Origin of the sequence: Chryseobacterium metallicongregator, from assembly GCF_031324065.1 — a bacterium.
Lineage (GTDB): Bacteria > Bacteroidota > Bacteroidia > Flavobacteriales > Weeksellaceae > Chryseobacterium > Chryseobacterium metallicongregator.
The window spans coordinates 951,996-967,519 of record NZ_JAVIXS010000020.1; the positions used below are offsets into that span (position 1 = coordinate 951,996).

General features: G+C 35.9%; 11 protein-coding genes. 3 read left to right on the plus strand and 8 right to left on the minus strand.

Annotation, left to right across the window (positions count from 1 at the left end; all coding sequences use genetic code 11):
- Complete coding sequence (locus REB14_RS22255) at nt 1-2,739, minus strand: fibronectin type III domain-containing protein (protein WP_309523325.1); 2,739 nt, start codon at nt 2,737-2,739, stop codon at nt 1-3.
- Nucleotides 2,740-3,034: 295 nt separating this feature from the next.
- Between REB14_RS22255 and rplS the strand changes: the two genes are divergently transcribed.
- Nucleotides 3,035-3,391: a 50S ribosomal protein L19 gene (rplS, locus tag REB14_RS22260; RefSeq protein ID WP_002980648.1), complete on the plus strand. Its 357-nt coding sequence runs from the start codon at nt 3,035-3,037 to the stop codon at nt 3,389-3,391.
- 71 nt (nt 3,392-3,462) lie between these two features.
- On the opposite strand, the gene REB14_RS22265 is transcribed toward rplS, so the two are convergent.
- Complete coding sequence (locus REB14_RS22265) at nt 3,463-3,930, minus strand: SRPBCC family protein (protein ID WP_309523326.1); 468 nt, start codon at nt 3,928-3,930, stop codon at nt 3,463-3,465.
- Between the two features lie 89 nt (nt 3,931-4,019).
- Nucleotides 4,020-4,802, minus strand: coding sequence for an AraC family transcriptional regulator (locus REB14_RS22270; protein ID WP_309523327.1), 783 nt, complete (start codon nt 4,800-4,802; stop codon nt 4,020-4,022).
- A 75-nt stretch (nt 4,803-4,877) separates the two neighbouring features.
- Between REB14_RS22270 and REB14_RS22275 the strand changes: the two genes are divergently transcribed.
- Complete coding sequence (locus tag REB14_RS22275) at nt 4,878-6,020, plus strand: MFS transporter (protein WP_309523328.1); 1,143 nt, start codon at nt 4,878-4,880, stop codon at nt 6,018-6,020.
- 147 nt (nt 6,021-6,167) lie between these two features.
- Here the strand turns inward: REB14_RS22275 and REB14_RS22280 are convergent, their stop codons facing one another.
- The 4 genes from REB14_RS22280 to rpsA form a co-directional block, all read right to left on the minus strand.
- The gene (locus tag REB14_RS22280; RefSeq protein WP_425248771.1) at nt 6,168-7,139 is read right to left on the minus strand and encodes an alpha/beta fold hydrolase; all 972 of its coding nucleotides are present in this window, start codon (nt 7,137-7,139) and stop codon (nt 6,168-6,170) included.
- 111 nt (nt 7,140-7,250) lie between these two features.
- The gene (locus REB14_RS22285; protein ID WP_079241046.1) at nt 7,251-8,228 is read right to left on the minus strand and encodes an EamA family transporter; all 978 of its coding nucleotides are present in this window, start codon (nt 8,226-8,228) and stop codon (nt 7,251-7,253) included.
- Between the two features lie 128 nt (nt 8,229-8,356).
- Nucleotides 8,357-10,987, minus strand: a complete 2,631-nt coding sequence (locus REB14_RS22290) for a T9SS-dependent M36 family metallopeptidase (protein ID WP_309523331.1) — start codon at nt 10,985-10,987, stop codon at nt 8,357-8,359.
- A 387-nt stretch (nt 10,988-11,374) separates the two neighbouring features.
- A complete protein-coding gene (gene rpsA / locus REB14_RS22295) occupies nt 11,375-13,165 on the minus strand; it encodes a 30S ribosomal protein S1 (RefSeq protein WP_047095475.1) in 1,791 nt (596 codons plus the stop codon).
- Between the two features lie 483 nt (nt 13,166-13,648).
- Between rpsA and REB14_RS22300 the strand changes: the two genes are divergently transcribed.
- Complete coding sequence (locus REB14_RS22300) at nt 13,649-14,956, plus strand: DEAD/DEAH box helicase (RefSeq protein WP_034695341.1); 1,308 nt, start codon at nt 13,649-13,651, stop codon at nt 14,954-14,956.
- Nucleotides 14,957-15,175: 219 nt separating this feature from the next.
- Here REB14_RS22300 and REB14_RS22305 read toward each other — a convergent pair.
- Nucleotides 15,176-15,524: SMP-30/gluconolactonase/LRE family protein (locus REB14_RS22305; RefSeq protein ID WP_309523332.1), on the minus strand; the 349-nt coding region annotated here is incomplete at its 5' end.

Sequence of the window (15,524 nt, forward strand, 5' to 3'; positions counted from 1 at the left end):
TTACTGAATAATCAGCTTTAAAGTAAATAGTTTTCTTCCGTGTACTTTTACAAAGTAAACGCCTGGCGGAAGGTTTTCATTCACCAAAGAGAAACGTTGGTTATTGATATTTTTCGATACATACAGTAATTCTCCCGAAGCTGAGACCAACTCAATTTTTTCAATCGGGTAATCACTCTTTATGAAAGTAGGCTGTCCCGGTTTGGTTGGGTTTGGATACAGCACTACATTTTTCTCTGTACTTCTGGTTTCTTCAGTTCCTAAAGTAGGTGAAGCTACCTGGAACTGTACTCTATTGGAAACCTCTGTATAGGAATCATTGGTAAACATTACCATATAATAGTTTCCTGGTGTTGCAGGTACAGCTGTCCCCTGAATAGTTTTTGTTCCCTGAGTTACTCCATCAAAATAGGTATAAGAAACAAAATTATCATCCGGCGTCTGAACACTTTGAGGATAAATTCCTAACCAGTCTTTGATGATTCCCGGAGAATCTGTCCATGAAGCTGTAATGTTTTCTCCTAAAGTGTATACAGGTTTGTTGATCCATAGATCAGTAACAATATCTCCTACTTTAAAGAATACCTTCTCCCCGATTCCGTTATATCCATCTTCCAACAAATACTGAGCATAATAATATCCTTTTGGAAGCCCTGTAAAATTCAATGTTCCGGATGCAGCCGTCACATAGCTCCATTTGATAGAAGCTGTAGTTCCCGGAGTCTGTCCCATTTTATAAATTCCGATCCAGTCTTTCTGTAAGTTCGGTCCATCTGTAAAATTGATAATAACCGTTCCTCCTACCGGATATGTATCAGCGGTAGTCTGCAGCTGTACTTTCGGTCCTACATAGAAATTTTTTCTTGGAGTGATTTCTGTATATCCTCCATTTGCAAAGAATCCTGCAAAATACTGACCTTTAGTAGCCAGACCATTATTGAAAGTTACTGTTCCTGCAGTTTGTCCATTCGTATAAATATATCCTTGTGAAGTGGTAGAAGCCGGAGTTTGTCCTTTTTTATAGATTCCTACCCAATCCTGCTGATTTCCAGGACCTCCTGTGAAAGTAGCTGTGATAGCTTCATTCTGAGCATATTCTGTTTTGTTTAAAGTGAAGGTAGGGTTTGAAACCACACTTCCTGTAATTTCGAACTGCTTCACATCACTCCACTCACTCCATTCAAGATTTCTGTCTCTGTAACGTGTTTTCACATAATAGATTCCGTTGGGGATAGAATTCGCTGCCAATATTGCTTTTGTGATATCTACTCCATCATTCAGATTTTTCGTTTTATCAGGAGTTCCGTTTCCGTCTTTTCCGAACCAGTTTTCAAAATCACGGTAGAATTCCTTTTCAATCACAGAAAAATTCGAGGCTTTACTGATCTGGAACTGTGTTGTATTTAAAAGCTCTCCATTGGAAGAAGAAAATGCACTTCCATTCAATGTCAAAGGTAAAGTAATTGGCCCTGAGAAAGTATTTGTAATGGATGGTTTTGCCGGTTTAGGCTGATTTTTATATCTGTGGAAAGAATCTACCAATACATTGTTTTTCTTGTTGTAAACTCCACCGATTGAATAGCATTCAATATCTACTTTTCCGGTTGGAATATCTACTTCCACAATCTGATAAGTCCAATCTGTTAAAGTTTTCTGAACATCATCAAAATCCTGTTCATTGGACATTCCCCAATATTGATCCCAGGCTGTTCCTCCGGAAATAATCTGATAATTCGGCGTATTTTTAAGCTGACCTCTGTGGTATAAATGGTGGTGAGCTCCAACGTGCATTAAATATTTATCAGAAGTCACCAGAAGCGGTACAGCATTTTCTCTTACCCATGTAGAAATATCTCCTACATACTGCTCTGCCTGATACGGTCTGTGACTCAAAGAAATAATCCAGTCTACCGTAGAATCATTGTTGGCCGCCGTTAAGATCTGCTGAAGCCATGTCTGCTGGGCTGATCCGGTATGTTCAGAACTTAAACTTACAAATAATACATTTCCTGCCTGCTGGGCATAATAATTCTCATTTCCTGAGCTTATCCCTTTATAACTGATTTCATCAATATAAAAATGGGCATAGTAAGAATTCATTCCCATCGTTCCATAGGTTTCATGGTTTCCTACCGTTGTCTGAATAGGCAGATAAGGTGATAGTTTGATATTCTTTTTAAAGTGGACATTTTCATAGTGATCCAATGTACCTACGTCTACCTGGTCACCTACCATAAAAGTAAGCGCAATATTATCTGACGGATCTGAAGTAGCTCCGAATTTTTCCTTTAGTTTTTTATACGCATTCAAAGTAAGCGTATCATATCTTGGTTCTGCTTTGATCTGGTTGTCCCCCATAATAAGGAAACGGATCTTTCCATTGGCAGTTACGGCCTGGCCCGGCAGAGGAAGTGTTCTGAAATTGTAAACAGCAGACTCATTTGCTCCTGTTTTGATCTTATAATAGTATTTCGTGTTCGGCTGAAGATTGGCAATCTTTGCTGTGTGATAATAGTAATTGTTGTTGTACCCTGTATCTGAGAAGATATTGGTAGTTCCCGTTACAGTTACGTTCAGATTCGCAGGAGAATCTCCGTAGATCACTGTTGTTTCATTATTGGAAGCTGTTTTCCAATTGACGATCATAGAATTCGGGGTAGGATTTTGTAAATAAGGATACAAAGCCTGCCCGAAAGCCATCTGGACCGCGAAACAAAAAAAGAAGAAATAATGTTTCATAATCGTTTTCGTTTTAAAATAACATATAGAATTTCGAATTGTAAATCAACTATTTAAAAATCCTTGCTCAGATTTTTTACTTCGGGCAAAAGTAGAGTTCCCATATAAACTCTGTCTGATGGTACTTTAAAGAAACCGTTAATTTTTTGGCAAAATCAGAATGAAAAAATTATAGTTTTTAGCACATTAAATATTTGGTGTATTCAAAAACTATTTTGTACATTTGCAACCTGTTATTCAACCTCTGACGAAGAACGTGTAAGTTGCTTAGCTTTAACATTTTATTTTATTAATAATGGATTTATTAAAGTACGTACAAGACAAGTACATTGCGAAAAAAGAATTCCCTGAATTCAAAGCAGGTGATACAATTACTGTGTATTACGAAATTAAAGAAGGACAAAAGACTAGAACTCAGTTCTTCAAAGGAACAGTTATCCAATTAAGAGGTACTGGTTCTACAAAAACTTTCACTATCAGAAAAATGAGTGGTGATGTAGGTGTAGAAAGAGTATTCCCTATTAACATGCCTGCACTTCAAAAAATCGAAGTTGATAGAAGAGGTAGAGTTAGAAGAGCTAGAATTTACTACTTCAGAGACCTTAGAGGTAAAAAAGCAAGAATCAAAGACGCTGCTTACAAGAAGAAATAATTCAGACAACAATAAATACAAAAAGAGGCTGTTTACGTGTAAACAGTCTCTTTTTTTGTTTAAATATTTTTTTATTTTTTATAGGGAGTTCCTTCTCCGGTTTCAAGAAATTTTTTCAGGCTGCCTATAAATTGCATCCAACCATTTGAACAGATCTCATAACATTCAATAGCCAGGTTCAGACCGACATGAATAAGTTTTATCTGGCTGATCCCTTTATTTTCCTCTATTTCCCATACAATTGTTGTACCGATCCATTCTGTTTGGTTCTTCAAATCGGGAAGAGCAATTAATGAGTCTTCAACTAGCCATACAACTTTTGCATTGGCAGCTACTTCTTTCACACGCATTGTTTTGTGAATCTGATCTCCAAATCTTATGGTAAAAAGATTTCCAACCTCCGAAGAGGAACCTTCAAACAATTCAGTCCACCAAAGAGGAATCTCATGAGTCAAGGCATGATATACTTTATCTACAGTAGTGTTGATCTCAATTATATGTATGTAATTCTCAACGCTATTGGTATTCATTGTTTTCATAAAATAGTGTATTAGGTAATACAATTTTATGAAATTTACTATGAATCAGGCTTTTCATAGGACAAGAAATGAGTGTGGCACTCCAAGGTTTATTCATTCTTTATAAGATATTGCAAAGGTGTTGAACCTGTCTGTTTTTTGAAAAACTCAATGAAAGCACTGTCTGACGAAAAGTCCAGGATATGCGAAACCTCTCCTATTGAATTACCTTCCACCAAAAGTTCAATAGACCGTTGCAACCTCCATTGCTGTCTCCAATCCTGATAAGACAGTCCGGTTTCTTTTTTAAAAATACGGCTGATCGTTTTCTCCACTGCTCCGGATATTTCTGCAAGATCTTTCAACATTGGAGGTATAGACTGACGTAGCGTCCATTCTTCAACGATTCTCTTAAAACGTTTGTCCTGCGGCATTTTAAGTTCCAGTTTTTCTTCCGGAGCTTTGATCATTTCATCCCAAAAAACATTTAAAAGATGAGCCTGATCATTACTAAGGTCCGTCCACTCCCAGAAACAGATTCTCTCAATAATTTCCTTTAACAAGGGATTCACATGAAGAACTTTCAGATCCGATTCTATATAGTTTTGGGAATAATCTTCATCAAAATAGATAGATCTATAGGCGACAATATTCCTGAAATTCACACGGTGAACTTCATGGGCAGGAATCCAAAGCATTCTAAACGGCGGTAGAACCAACTGCCTGTCCGAGGTAGTCACTGTCATACAGCCTGATGGCGCATACAACAATTGAGACTTTGTTTTATGAAAGTGAAAACCGGAATCATGCAATACCATATCAGAAGCTATCCCAATTACTTTTTCATGAAGAGTATCTGCATTAAAGCTTTCATTTTGCTTCAGTATAGCCATGTCCTATTTTTGATATTTTTTGTTTTTATATCATTATAAATATACATGGATTTTTTGGAAACTTTGCAGAAAAAAATGAAAAAGACAAATCCAATCTGGTTGTTGACTTTACTTGTGATGCTTCCTCAGTTTGTAGAAACCATCTACAGTCCAGTTTTACCAATGGTACAGGAGAAGTTTGGAGTGAATGAAGAATCAGTTACCTTAACGATCAGTTTATATTTTATAGCATTTGCGCTGGGTGTAGCATTCTGGGGCATTCAATGCGACAGGATTGGAAGGAAAAAATCATTGGAATACGGTTTCATCACCTATGGAATCGGAACTTTGGCTGCTGTTTTTGCTTCTGATTTTATGATTCTTCTTACAGCCAGGATTATTTCTGCATTTGGAATTTCAGTAGGTTCTATTGTAACACAAACCATTTTAAGAGACAGCTATGATAAAGATAATCTGAGTAAAGTATTTTCCTGGATCGGAATCGGCTTATCCATCAGTCCTGTAGTCGGAATGATTACCGGTTCAATATTAGCTTCTTCTGTGGGACATCAAGGTGTATTTATCGCATTATGCATATTGTCCCTATTATTCTTTATTCTCTCCAGAGAAAAAATATCTGAGACCCATCATTCTCCAAAAGAAATCAGCATCAGTATTTTGGGAAATTTGCTCAAGCGGATGCTTCGTGATCAGGAGATCATCAGATGTTGCTTACAGATCATGAGTTTTAATGTCTTGTTATTTTCATACTATTCGCTGGCTCCGTTTATCTTTAAAGAAAATCATTATTCGTCTTATGTCTTTGGGTACAGCAGTATGATACTGGCTACGGGTACATTTGCGGGAGCAAAGCTTAACAGATATTTGTTATTCAGGAATATACAGCCTAAATATTTAGTTAAAGTAAGTACATATATAGCATTTATCGCCTCTATTTTTGTATGGATTCTGATAGGTACAGAAATATACTTTTTAATTCCTTATTTCTTCATTGTGATGGCTTTCAGCATTGTCATCCCTAATATACTGAGCACAGCACTTATGAATTATAAGAGCGAAACAGGAAGTGCAGGAGCTTTGTTAGGATTGATTTATTATATACAAATAGGTCTTGGACTGATAGCCATTGGATTGATACAAAACCTGGGAATTGCATGTGTATTGTTTTCTGGAATTGGAGTTTGTACTTTATGGCTGTTTGGGAACAAAAAGAATTGATTTTGAAACATTAAGTTGAATGAAGATGATAAGAATCCTTAAGTTTCATCAAAGATGAAAAATTAAGCAAAATGTTTATAAAGCTTATTATTTTTAATCACTTGCAAAAAACTTAATGTTTCAAATATTTTATAGTTTACAATGAAATTATTGGATAAAATTATACAGTGCTTCAATAAATTTAGGATAGACTTCGATATGGGGAAGATGCCCTACATTTTCAATCTCTACAAGCTTTGAACCCGCAATTTCACGTTGGGTTTTCTTTCCCAATTCCTGATATTGTCCCATCTTTGGCTGAAGTTCTTTAGGTGCTCTGTCTTTTCCTATAGCTGTTCTGTCTCTTGTTCCAATAATAAGCAAGGTAGGAACTTTGATATTTTTAAATTCATAACATACTGGTTGGTTGTAAATCATATCTGTGGTAAGTGCAGCGTCCCAGGCTACCTGAGGATAATCTTTATGAAGAGTCCATCCTGCAATTAAGTCAAGCCAGGGTTGGTATTCTTCTTTCCATTTGTTGTCGTAATAGAATTTAAGCTGATAATTTTTATACGTTTCGGCTGTATTTTTAAGTTCAGACTGATATGCCTGATCAATGGTCTGATACGCTGCAAAAGTTTTATAATCTTCCAGTCCGATCGGATTTTCAAGGATCAGTTTTTGTACTTTCTCAGGATATAGTAATGTAAACCGGGTTGCCACCATTCCTCCCATTGAATGTCCTAATACTATCGCTTTCTCTATTTTCAATTCATCCAGAACTGCTTTTGTATTTTCTGCCAGTTGCGAAAAAGAAAACTGGTATGAATGAGGTTTTGAAGACTTTCCAAATCCTATCTGATCAGGAATCACTACTCTGAATCCTTTAGCAGAAAGATCTTTGGCTGTTCTTTCCCAATAAGCACCGTTAAAGTTTTTGCCGTGGAGAAGCATAATAGTTTTTCCATTGGATTTTTGTGGCTGTACATCCATATAAGCCATTTTCAAATTTTCACCCTGAGACTTGAAATTGAGAAAATGTACTTCATAAGGATATTGATAATCAGACAGCATTGCATCCAGAGGTTTTACCTGTGAAAATATAAAACCAGAGACCGTCAAAGTAAAAGCGGTCATTATATTTCTGAAATGTTTCATGAAACTTTTATTTTAGAGATTAAAATTAAAAAAACCGCTCCAAAAGGAACGGTTTCAATTGTTATTTTTAGTTAAATATTTTTTAGACAATTATGCCATTGAAACTTCTTTTTCTTTTTTTGAAGGTAAATTCATCAAAACAATAGCAAAAAGAATCAGAACGATTCCTACCCATTGGATCAAAAATACCTTCTCTCCCAGCAAAACAAAAGCCATGGTAACGGAAACCGGAAGTTCCAGTGATGAAACGATACTTCCAAGGCCCAATCCTGCATTTGGAAACCCAACATTGAATAAGATTGGCGGGATAATAGTTCCAAAAAGAGCCAGTACAAATCCATACGTGAGAAATATCGAATAATTAAATGAATGGATATGTTCTGTATTATCTGTAAAATTCAGGTATAATGATTTTAAACCATCAAAATACATGGGCCCTATCTGGGCAAAGAATAAGAATGCAAAAACTACAACAGAACCACCTGCCAGCATAATAATACTCTTTCTGAAAACCGGAAGGTGAGTAGCCAGTGTGTTAGAAGTGAACATCGTCAAAGTATAGGAAGCTGCTGCCATCAGTCCCCAGAAAACCCCATGCCAGTCCAGTTCTATTTCCATATTAATAAGATTGGTTGCCAGAACGGTTCCCAACAATACGATAATCACAGAGACCACTTTCCTTGTATTGGGAAGTTTTTTTGTAATAATACTCTCTACTACCACACTGAACCATACCGACTGCATCAATAATACAATAGCAATGGAAACATTGATATATTGTACGGCAATATAATAGAATAAACTTGTACCTCCCAAAGAAGTCCCTGCAAGCAAGAGCATTCTTACTTCCTTAGAACTTGGCATCGATAATTTCTGTTTTGAGGTTAAGGTCTGAATAAAATTGAGGATCAAAAGTCCTGTCAAACCTAATACGAATTGGGAAGTAGTAACTTCTGAGGTGGTAAAACCATCATGGTAAGCCATTTTCACAAAAGTGGCCAACATACCGTATATACTAGCTCCAATCCCTACAAATAAAACACCTTTTAGTATATTTTTCTTCTTCATAATTTTTTTAACAGCCTGCAAAGGTACAACATATTAATTTAATCATTCTGAAGTGTCTCATGGTAATAGATAAATAAAATCGCCACAAGCAAGCTTGTGGCGATTTTGAGATTGTTTATAAAAATAAATTATTTTTTAACCATTACTTTCGAAGCTGCTTCGAAACCTAGCCCTTTGATTTTAACCATATAAGTTCCGTTGACAAGATTGCTTGTAGAAATTGCTTTCTTAGCATCTGGTGAGATTTTATCTTCTGAAGAAACCAGTTTACCAGACATGTCATAAAGTTCTACACTTACTTTGCCAAGAGTGTTGCTTGGGAACTTAATATAAAACTCGTCCTTAGCAGGATTTGGATAGATCGAAATATTATTATTCTTATCTGCATTTACATCATTGGTAGCCAATAAACATGCTTCCGGAACATTAAAATCCTGAACCTGGTCATTAATGTTATTTTTAACTCCTGCTGATGCATTTATTCCTAAACCTCTTCTTGCGAAAACGCCCCAGATCATACATTTGTCAACACCTGCAGTTGTTGCCAACTCTGCAGCCAATATTGCATTTCTTCCATCAATAAAGCTAGGATTACAACCCTGAAGTTTAAGAGCATCTGTTACTAACTGTAATACTTTTGTGCTTCCGTTAGGTGTTGTGGATAATACATCTGATGAATAACCATATTTTTCAACATATTTCCAGTGAAGATCCCATAACATTGTTGCCCAAACAAAACCAATAGAGTGTACATCAGGAACAATTGCTGATCCGTTATTGTATTCCATTCCGTTGGTATTTCCATATGTAAATCCGTTAACTGCAAGACTTGTAGAATATTTTGCAGGTCTGATACCTCCTCCTGTTATTGGCTGTCCTATTGCATAAGTCCCTGTACCTCTTGCTACAGTAGCATTATCTCCAGCTTTATTAGTTAACATTAAAGCAAAGAAATCAGACCATCCTTCTCCCATTTGTTCTTTACTAATTCCTGAATTCAGACAATTGTATCCGGTACCAGTCATTCTATTTGAGATCCCATGACCATATTCGTGAGTTACGATTCCGTTATCAAAACTTCCGTCAGGGGTCATATTTCTTTTTAAGGTAACATTTACTGTTGTACTTGCTGCAAGCTGGGTTTTGATGTATTCTCCTTCTGCATTCGTAATCAATACTGAAGGGATTGTAATTGTCGGATCATCACCCGCCATATTTCCCAAAGTAGAACCATTTACTGCATTATTATAAACAATAGCCGCTTTAGCTCCTGCATCCTGAAGGTTTTTAACTTTAATAGCAAAAGCACATGTTCCTCTTTCAACCAATCCTATTTTATCAACCAATGAACTTGCAGGCAGAGCTGTACATCCATCTAACACTGATGAAAGTGCTACATCTCCTGTTACTCCATTGATAGGTAACGGATTACCAAACTGTGCAGTTCCGGCTCCTGGTGTACGGGAAACAGCAGCAGTAGGTGCGTTATAATAAAATATTCTTCCAACAGAAGACCATAAGTACATCTGCATTTTACCATTATATCCGTCTGGTGGTGAAGAGAAGTTAGCATTATTTAATCCACTTCCGTCCTGAGCCTCTGCATATACAGAATCATCTTCTCCTGTTACAGCTCCATTTCCAAAATTGTTCTGCTGAAAGTTTCTTCCGGTTTCTGTAAATCCGAATTTGTAGAAAACATCATGAATTCTGTTATTCAGATAAAACAAATTTGTTATAGCAGCATTTCTGTTGTTTAATGGAGTTTCATTGATATTAAAAGGAAAATCAAAATTTCTTGTTGCTCCACCCTCTGCCGGAGCCCCTGTAAGATAATCAGGTGCTGTTAAAGCGGTACCATCTGCATCTTCATAGGCAAAAACATTATTTCCTCTTGTAACAGTATAATGGTTTGTTCCGTCAGAATGCCATCCTTCAGGAGAAGCACTCAGAATCCACGGATTGTTTATGATTGATCTTGAACCAAAAGTAGGTGCTTCAATAGGTAATGGAAATACATTATAGGATGCGTTATCCGGTAAAAGCAATGGAATATTATTATTTTGTGCTACACTATTTTGAGGCCCAACTAATGTATTTTCAAAATGATCAGCATGGCTCTCACCTACTTCTGAACCATAAGCATCATGATGGAAATTACATGATAGTGTCAGGTTGTTTTTCAACAGGATATTTCCATTGTTGGCGTCTACTAAAATATTCCAGTAATTAGGAGATTTTGGCTCCATTAAAGTATATTCGTAGGCCAAACGTAAGTTTCCACTCTCATCATTTGTATACACTAATCTCTGATTAGCTGATGTAGCTTTCTTTGGTGTCTTTTCAAGGTACTCAAGAATAGTGAAGTTAGCAATATCCGGGTTTTTCAGATCTTCAGCAATCTTTTGAAGAGCTGTCCCTTTATTAATGGCAGCTGTCCCCGAAGTAGAAGTAGTATAATCTGTAACAAAATTATCTGTATAGTAAATAATTTTATTATCTCTAATCAATGCTGTTCCTACAGAACTGTATACCGGCAAACCTTTATAAGTCTGTAAAAATTTAACAACATTACCATTCAATGATTTTGAAGGATCTATATTATCAACAATGATATTATTCAGATCGGACTTTTTATATTCCCTTATTTTATTTTGAGAAATATAATCTTTAATCAGTTTTTCATTATCCTGTCCGAACAATAATGTCGGAAATGCAGAAAATACCGCAAATAAAAGGGGTAGAGCTTTATTTTTCATATCCATTATTAAAGCCGCTAATCTACAAATAATTCACAAAACTTTACTATTTTTTTTATTAAAAATAAACACGTAAACAAATACCCATATAAAACACATCCTAAAAATTATTTTATGTAATTCTCAATTTATAGAACAACATAATATATTCAAGTCTTCCAAAATACGTTTACTCTATTTTTTGATTCTTTTCATTCAAATATTTCGCCACATAAATAGATATAATTAGTATGAATTTCTAATATAAACTCGGTTCATTTTTTTACTATTTTATAAAATTATGTCTAATAAACCCTCTTTTTCAATATCTTAAATACAGATTATAATATATACTCATAAAAAAAGCCGCTCAAATGAGCGGCTTCATATTTATAGATGGTTCAAAGATTATTTACCTTCTTCCATTTTTCTTTTCAACTCTGCTAATGCATCGATGTCTCCAAGAGTAGATCTTTCTTCGTTGTTAGAAGAAGAAGTTACGTTTCTAGAAGAAGATTCTTTTACGTTTTTCTTCTCTTCGTCTCTGAAGATACCTGTGTGAGATACTACTACTCTCTTGAATTCTTTGTTGAATTCGATTACTTTGAACTGAGCATCTTCACCTTTTTTGATTTTAGATCCATCTTCTTTCTCTAATAATCTTGAAGGGCAGAATGCTTCTACTTCAGCATCTTCGAATTGAACAGAAGCTCCTTTATCGTGAACTTCTACAGCTTTACCAGCGTGGATAGTTCCTTCAGCATATTTAGTTTCGAATTTATCCCATGGGTTTTCAGTCAATTGCTTGTGACCTAGAGATAATCTTCTAGCTTGGATATCTAATTCAAGAACTACAACGTCTAATTTATCACCTACTGCGCAGAACTCAGATGGGTGCTTGATTTTCTTAGTCCAAGAAAGATCAGAGATGTAGATTAATCCGTCGATACCTTCTTCTAACTCTACGAATACACCAAAGTTAGTGAAGTTTCTTACAGTTCCTACATGCTGAGATCCTACCGGATACTTAGCTTCAATGTTTTCCCATGGATCTTTAGACAATTGCTTGATACCAAGAGAAATTTTTCTTTCTTCTCTATCTAAAGTTAATACTTCAGCTTCTACTTCATCACCTACTTTTACGAAATCTCCAGCAGATCTTAAGTGAGTAGACCAAGACATTTCAGAAACGTGGATTAATCCTTCAACACCTGGAGCGATTTCTACGAATGCACCATAGTCAGCAAGAACTACTACTTTTCCTTTTACTTTGTCACCTACTTTCAAGTCAGCAGAAAGAGCATCCCAAGGATGAGCTTCTAATTGCTTCATACCTAATTGGATTCTTGTTTTCTCGTCATCGAAATCAAGGATTACAACTTTTACAGTTTGTCCGTCTTCTAGGATTTCAGATGGGTGGTTCACTCTAGACCAAGAAAGGTCTGTAATGTGGATCAATCCATCAACACCTCCTAAGTCAATGAATACACCGTAAGAAGTGATGTTCTTAACAGTTCCTTCAAGAACCTGACCTTTTTCAAGCTGAGCGATGATTTCTTTTTTCTGACCTTCGATATCTGCTTCGATCAATGCTTTGTGAGATACAACTACGTTTTTGAACTCAGGGTTGATTTTCACAACTTTGAACTCCATAGTTTTTCCTACGAACTGATCGTAATCTTTAATTGGCTTAACGTCAATTTGAGAACCAGGTAAGAATGCTTCGATTCCGTGAACGTCAACGATCATACCACCTTTAGTTCTAGATTTAACAAAACCGTTAACGATTTCTCCAGTTTCGTGAAGTTCGTTTACTTTATCCCAAGCTTTAAGCGTTCTAGCTTTTCTGTGAGATAATTGTAATTGACCAGTTTTGTCTTCTCTCTTGTCAACCATTACTTCTACCTCATCACCTACTTTAAGGCCTTGGTTGTAACGGAATTCGTTTAGAGAGATAACACCTTCAGATTTGAAGTTGATGTCTACGATAGCTTCTTTATCAGTTAATCTTACAACTTTACCAACTAAAACGTCGTTATCGTCAAGGTTGTTTAAAGATCCGTTGTAGATTTCTTCTAAATCGCTTTTTTCTTTTCTCGCATCTGCATCAAGACCTGATTCGAATGAATCCCAATCAAATTGTTCTGGTGCTACGTTTTGGTTTAATAAAACCTCTGCTGAATTTGTCTCTTTTGACATTTTCTAATAAAATTTGTATTCCTTCTTTTTTAACGGTTTGAATAAATGCGGATTAAAAAATACGGAAGTAATTAATTGTAAGTAATTTACTCTTCAAACCTTTTCGCCACAAAAGTGGGTGCAAAGATATGAATTTTATTTAAAATAAGCAATAGATTTCGGTAAGCTAATATTTAACTTATATATTTCAAAATCAACACTTTGATTAAAATAATGCTTCAAGAACTGCATTTCGTAAACTTTCAGTTTCTGCTCAACATGACAGCAGATATTGCTTCGTTCTAAATTTAAAACAGTTAGTATTAGAGATGTCATGCTGAACAGAGTCGAAGCATCTATAACTAGTGGGGACAAAATGAGATTCTTCATTTCGCTGCGCTTCATTCAGTATGACAGGAACGCAGAATTCAAGAAGAACATTACAGTCCTATCCCTCTCAAACTCTCCCACCCATCACCCGCTTAAATTCATTACCTTTGCAGCATGGAATTACAGCCGATCTATCAAAAACTGCAGATTCAGGATATGAATCAAATGCAAAAATCTACTTATAAAGCATCTGAAAACAATACAGACATTGTTTTACTCTCTCCCACAGGATCCGGGAAAACACTAGCTTTTTTATTTCCCGTTCTCAGAAATCTGAAAAAAAATGTTCAGGGAGTTCAGGCATTGATATTAGTTCCGGCAAGGGAACTTGCTTTACAGATTGAGCAGGTTTTTAAATCTATGGGGACAGATTTTAAAGTTTCTGTCTGCTATGGTGGCCATGATAAAAAAATTGAGGTTAATAATTTGATTGAAGCTCCGGCTGTATTGATCGGAACTCCTGGAAGGGTTGTTTACCATTTAAGAAATAACAATTTTGATCCAAAAACGATTAAAACACTGGTTCTTGATGAATTCGACAAAGCTCTGGAATTGGGTTTCCATGATGATATGGAATTTATTTCCAATTCTTTAAAAGGGCTTTCTCAAAGAATTTTAACATCTGCCACAGCCATGGATGAAATTCCGGCTTTTACAGGCTTAAAAGATGAAAAAGTAATCAGTTTCCTTAAAGAAAATGATGTAAAACCGGATCTCCAGCTGAGAAAAGTAATGACTATTCCTGAAGAAAAACTGGATACCCTTTTCAATCTGGTTTGTAAAATCGGGAACAAAAGAACGTTGATTTTCTGTAATCACCGTGAGGCCGTAGACCGTATCTCTGAACTTCTTAACCAAATGGGAATCGACAGAGAAACCTTCCACGGTGGTATGGAACAGGACGAAAGAGAACGTGCTTTGCTAAAATTCAGAAATGATTCTGCAAGGATTCTTATTACCACCGATCTGGCTGCCCGCGGACTTGATATTCCTGAGGTAGAATCTATCGTTCATTATCAGCTTCCGCCAAAAGAAGATGCCTTCATCCACAGAAACGGACGTACCGCAAGAATGAATGCCAAAGGTTTTGTCTACCTGATTATGACTGAAGAGGAAAATTTCCCATTCATTAAAAATAATACTCCCGAAGAAAGTGTTGCCGGATTTACTAAAGTTCCGCAAAAAACACCTTTCCAGACTGTTTACATCAGTGCAGGAAAAAAAGATAAAGTGAACAAAGTGGACATTGTAGGATATTTGCTAAAGAAAGGAGAACTTCAAAAAGAAGATGTAGGAATTATTGAAGTAAAGGACACCACATCCTATGTTGCCGTTGCCAGAAATAAAGTAAACGCTCTTTTAAGAAAACTTCAGAACGAAAAACTGAAAGGTAAGAAAGTGAAAATGGAGGTTGCTTATTAAACCATAAAAGTCACAAAAGTTTTTTTAAGTTGATACTTTGTGCATATAAAGTTCACATAAGCTTGTGAAAATTTTCAAAGATAAAGTAATTACCCCTGTGAGAATTCCCCTCCTCCGGAGGGGTGCGAAAATTCAGAGAATTTTTGACGGGGTGGTTTCAACAAACATAAAAAGAGCTCTGAAATTTCAGAGCTCTTTTATTATAAAGATATCACAATCTTATTTTATTCCTCTTACTCTGGTAGGGAAAGTATATACAGATTTCGAGGCAGTAATGAACAGAATATCATTGTTTTTTCCTCCAAAAGCCACATTAGATGTCCATTTCTCAGGAATAGAAATATGATAAATTTTCTTTCCCAAACGGCTGAAAACATGAACGCCATCTCCTGTCAGATAAAGATTACCGTGTTTATCCAGCTCCATTCCATCTGAACCCATTTCACAGAAGAGTTTTTTCTCAGATAATTTTCCTTCTCCCAGTATATCATATACATAGGTTTTTCCGGCATCAATATCAGAAATATAGAGTTTCTTTAATTTTTCGCTTCCTACAATTCCATTGGGC

Excerpts from the sequence above, each read along its gene's own strand:
- REB14_RS22255 (WP_309523325.1), bottom strand. The coding sequence starts at position 2,739 with ATGAAACATTATTTCTTCTTTTTTTGTTTCGCGGTCCAGATGGCTTTC.
- rplS (WP_002980648.1), top strand. The coding sequence starts at position 3,035 with ATGGATTTATTAAAGTACGTACAAGACAAGTACATTGCGAAAAAAGAA.
- REB14_RS22265 (WP_309523326.1), bottom strand. The coding sequence starts at position 3,930 with ATGAAAACAATGAATACCAATAGCGTTGAGAATTACATACATATAATT.
- REB14_RS22270 (WP_309523327.1), bottom strand. The coding sequence starts at position 4,802 with ATGGCTATACTGAAGCAAAATGAAAGCTTTAATGCAGATACTCTTCAT.
- REB14_RS22275 (WP_309523328.1), top strand. The coding sequence starts at position 4,878 with ATGAAAAAGACAAATCCAATCTGGTTGTTGACTTTACTTGTGATGCTT.
- REB14_RS22280 (WP_425248771.1), bottom strand. The coding sequence starts at position 7,139 with ATGACCGCTTTTACTTTGACGGTCTCTGGTTTTATATTTTCACAGGTA.
- REB14_RS22285 (WP_079241046.1), bottom strand. The coding sequence starts at position 8,228 with ATGAAGAAGAAAAATATACTAAAAGGTGTTTTATTTGTAGGGATTGGA.
- REB14_RS22290 (WP_309523331.1), bottom strand. The coding sequence starts at position 10,987 with ATGAAAAATAAAGCTCTACCCCTTTTATTTGCGGTATTTTCTGCATTT.
- rpsA (WP_047095475.1), bottom strand. The coding sequence starts at position 13,165 with ATGTCAAAAGAGACAAATTCAGCAGAGGTTTTATTAAACCAAAACGTA.
- REB14_RS22300 (WP_034695341.1), top strand. The coding sequence starts at position 13,649 with ATGGAATTACAGCCGATCTATCAAAAACTGCAGATTCAGGATATGAAT.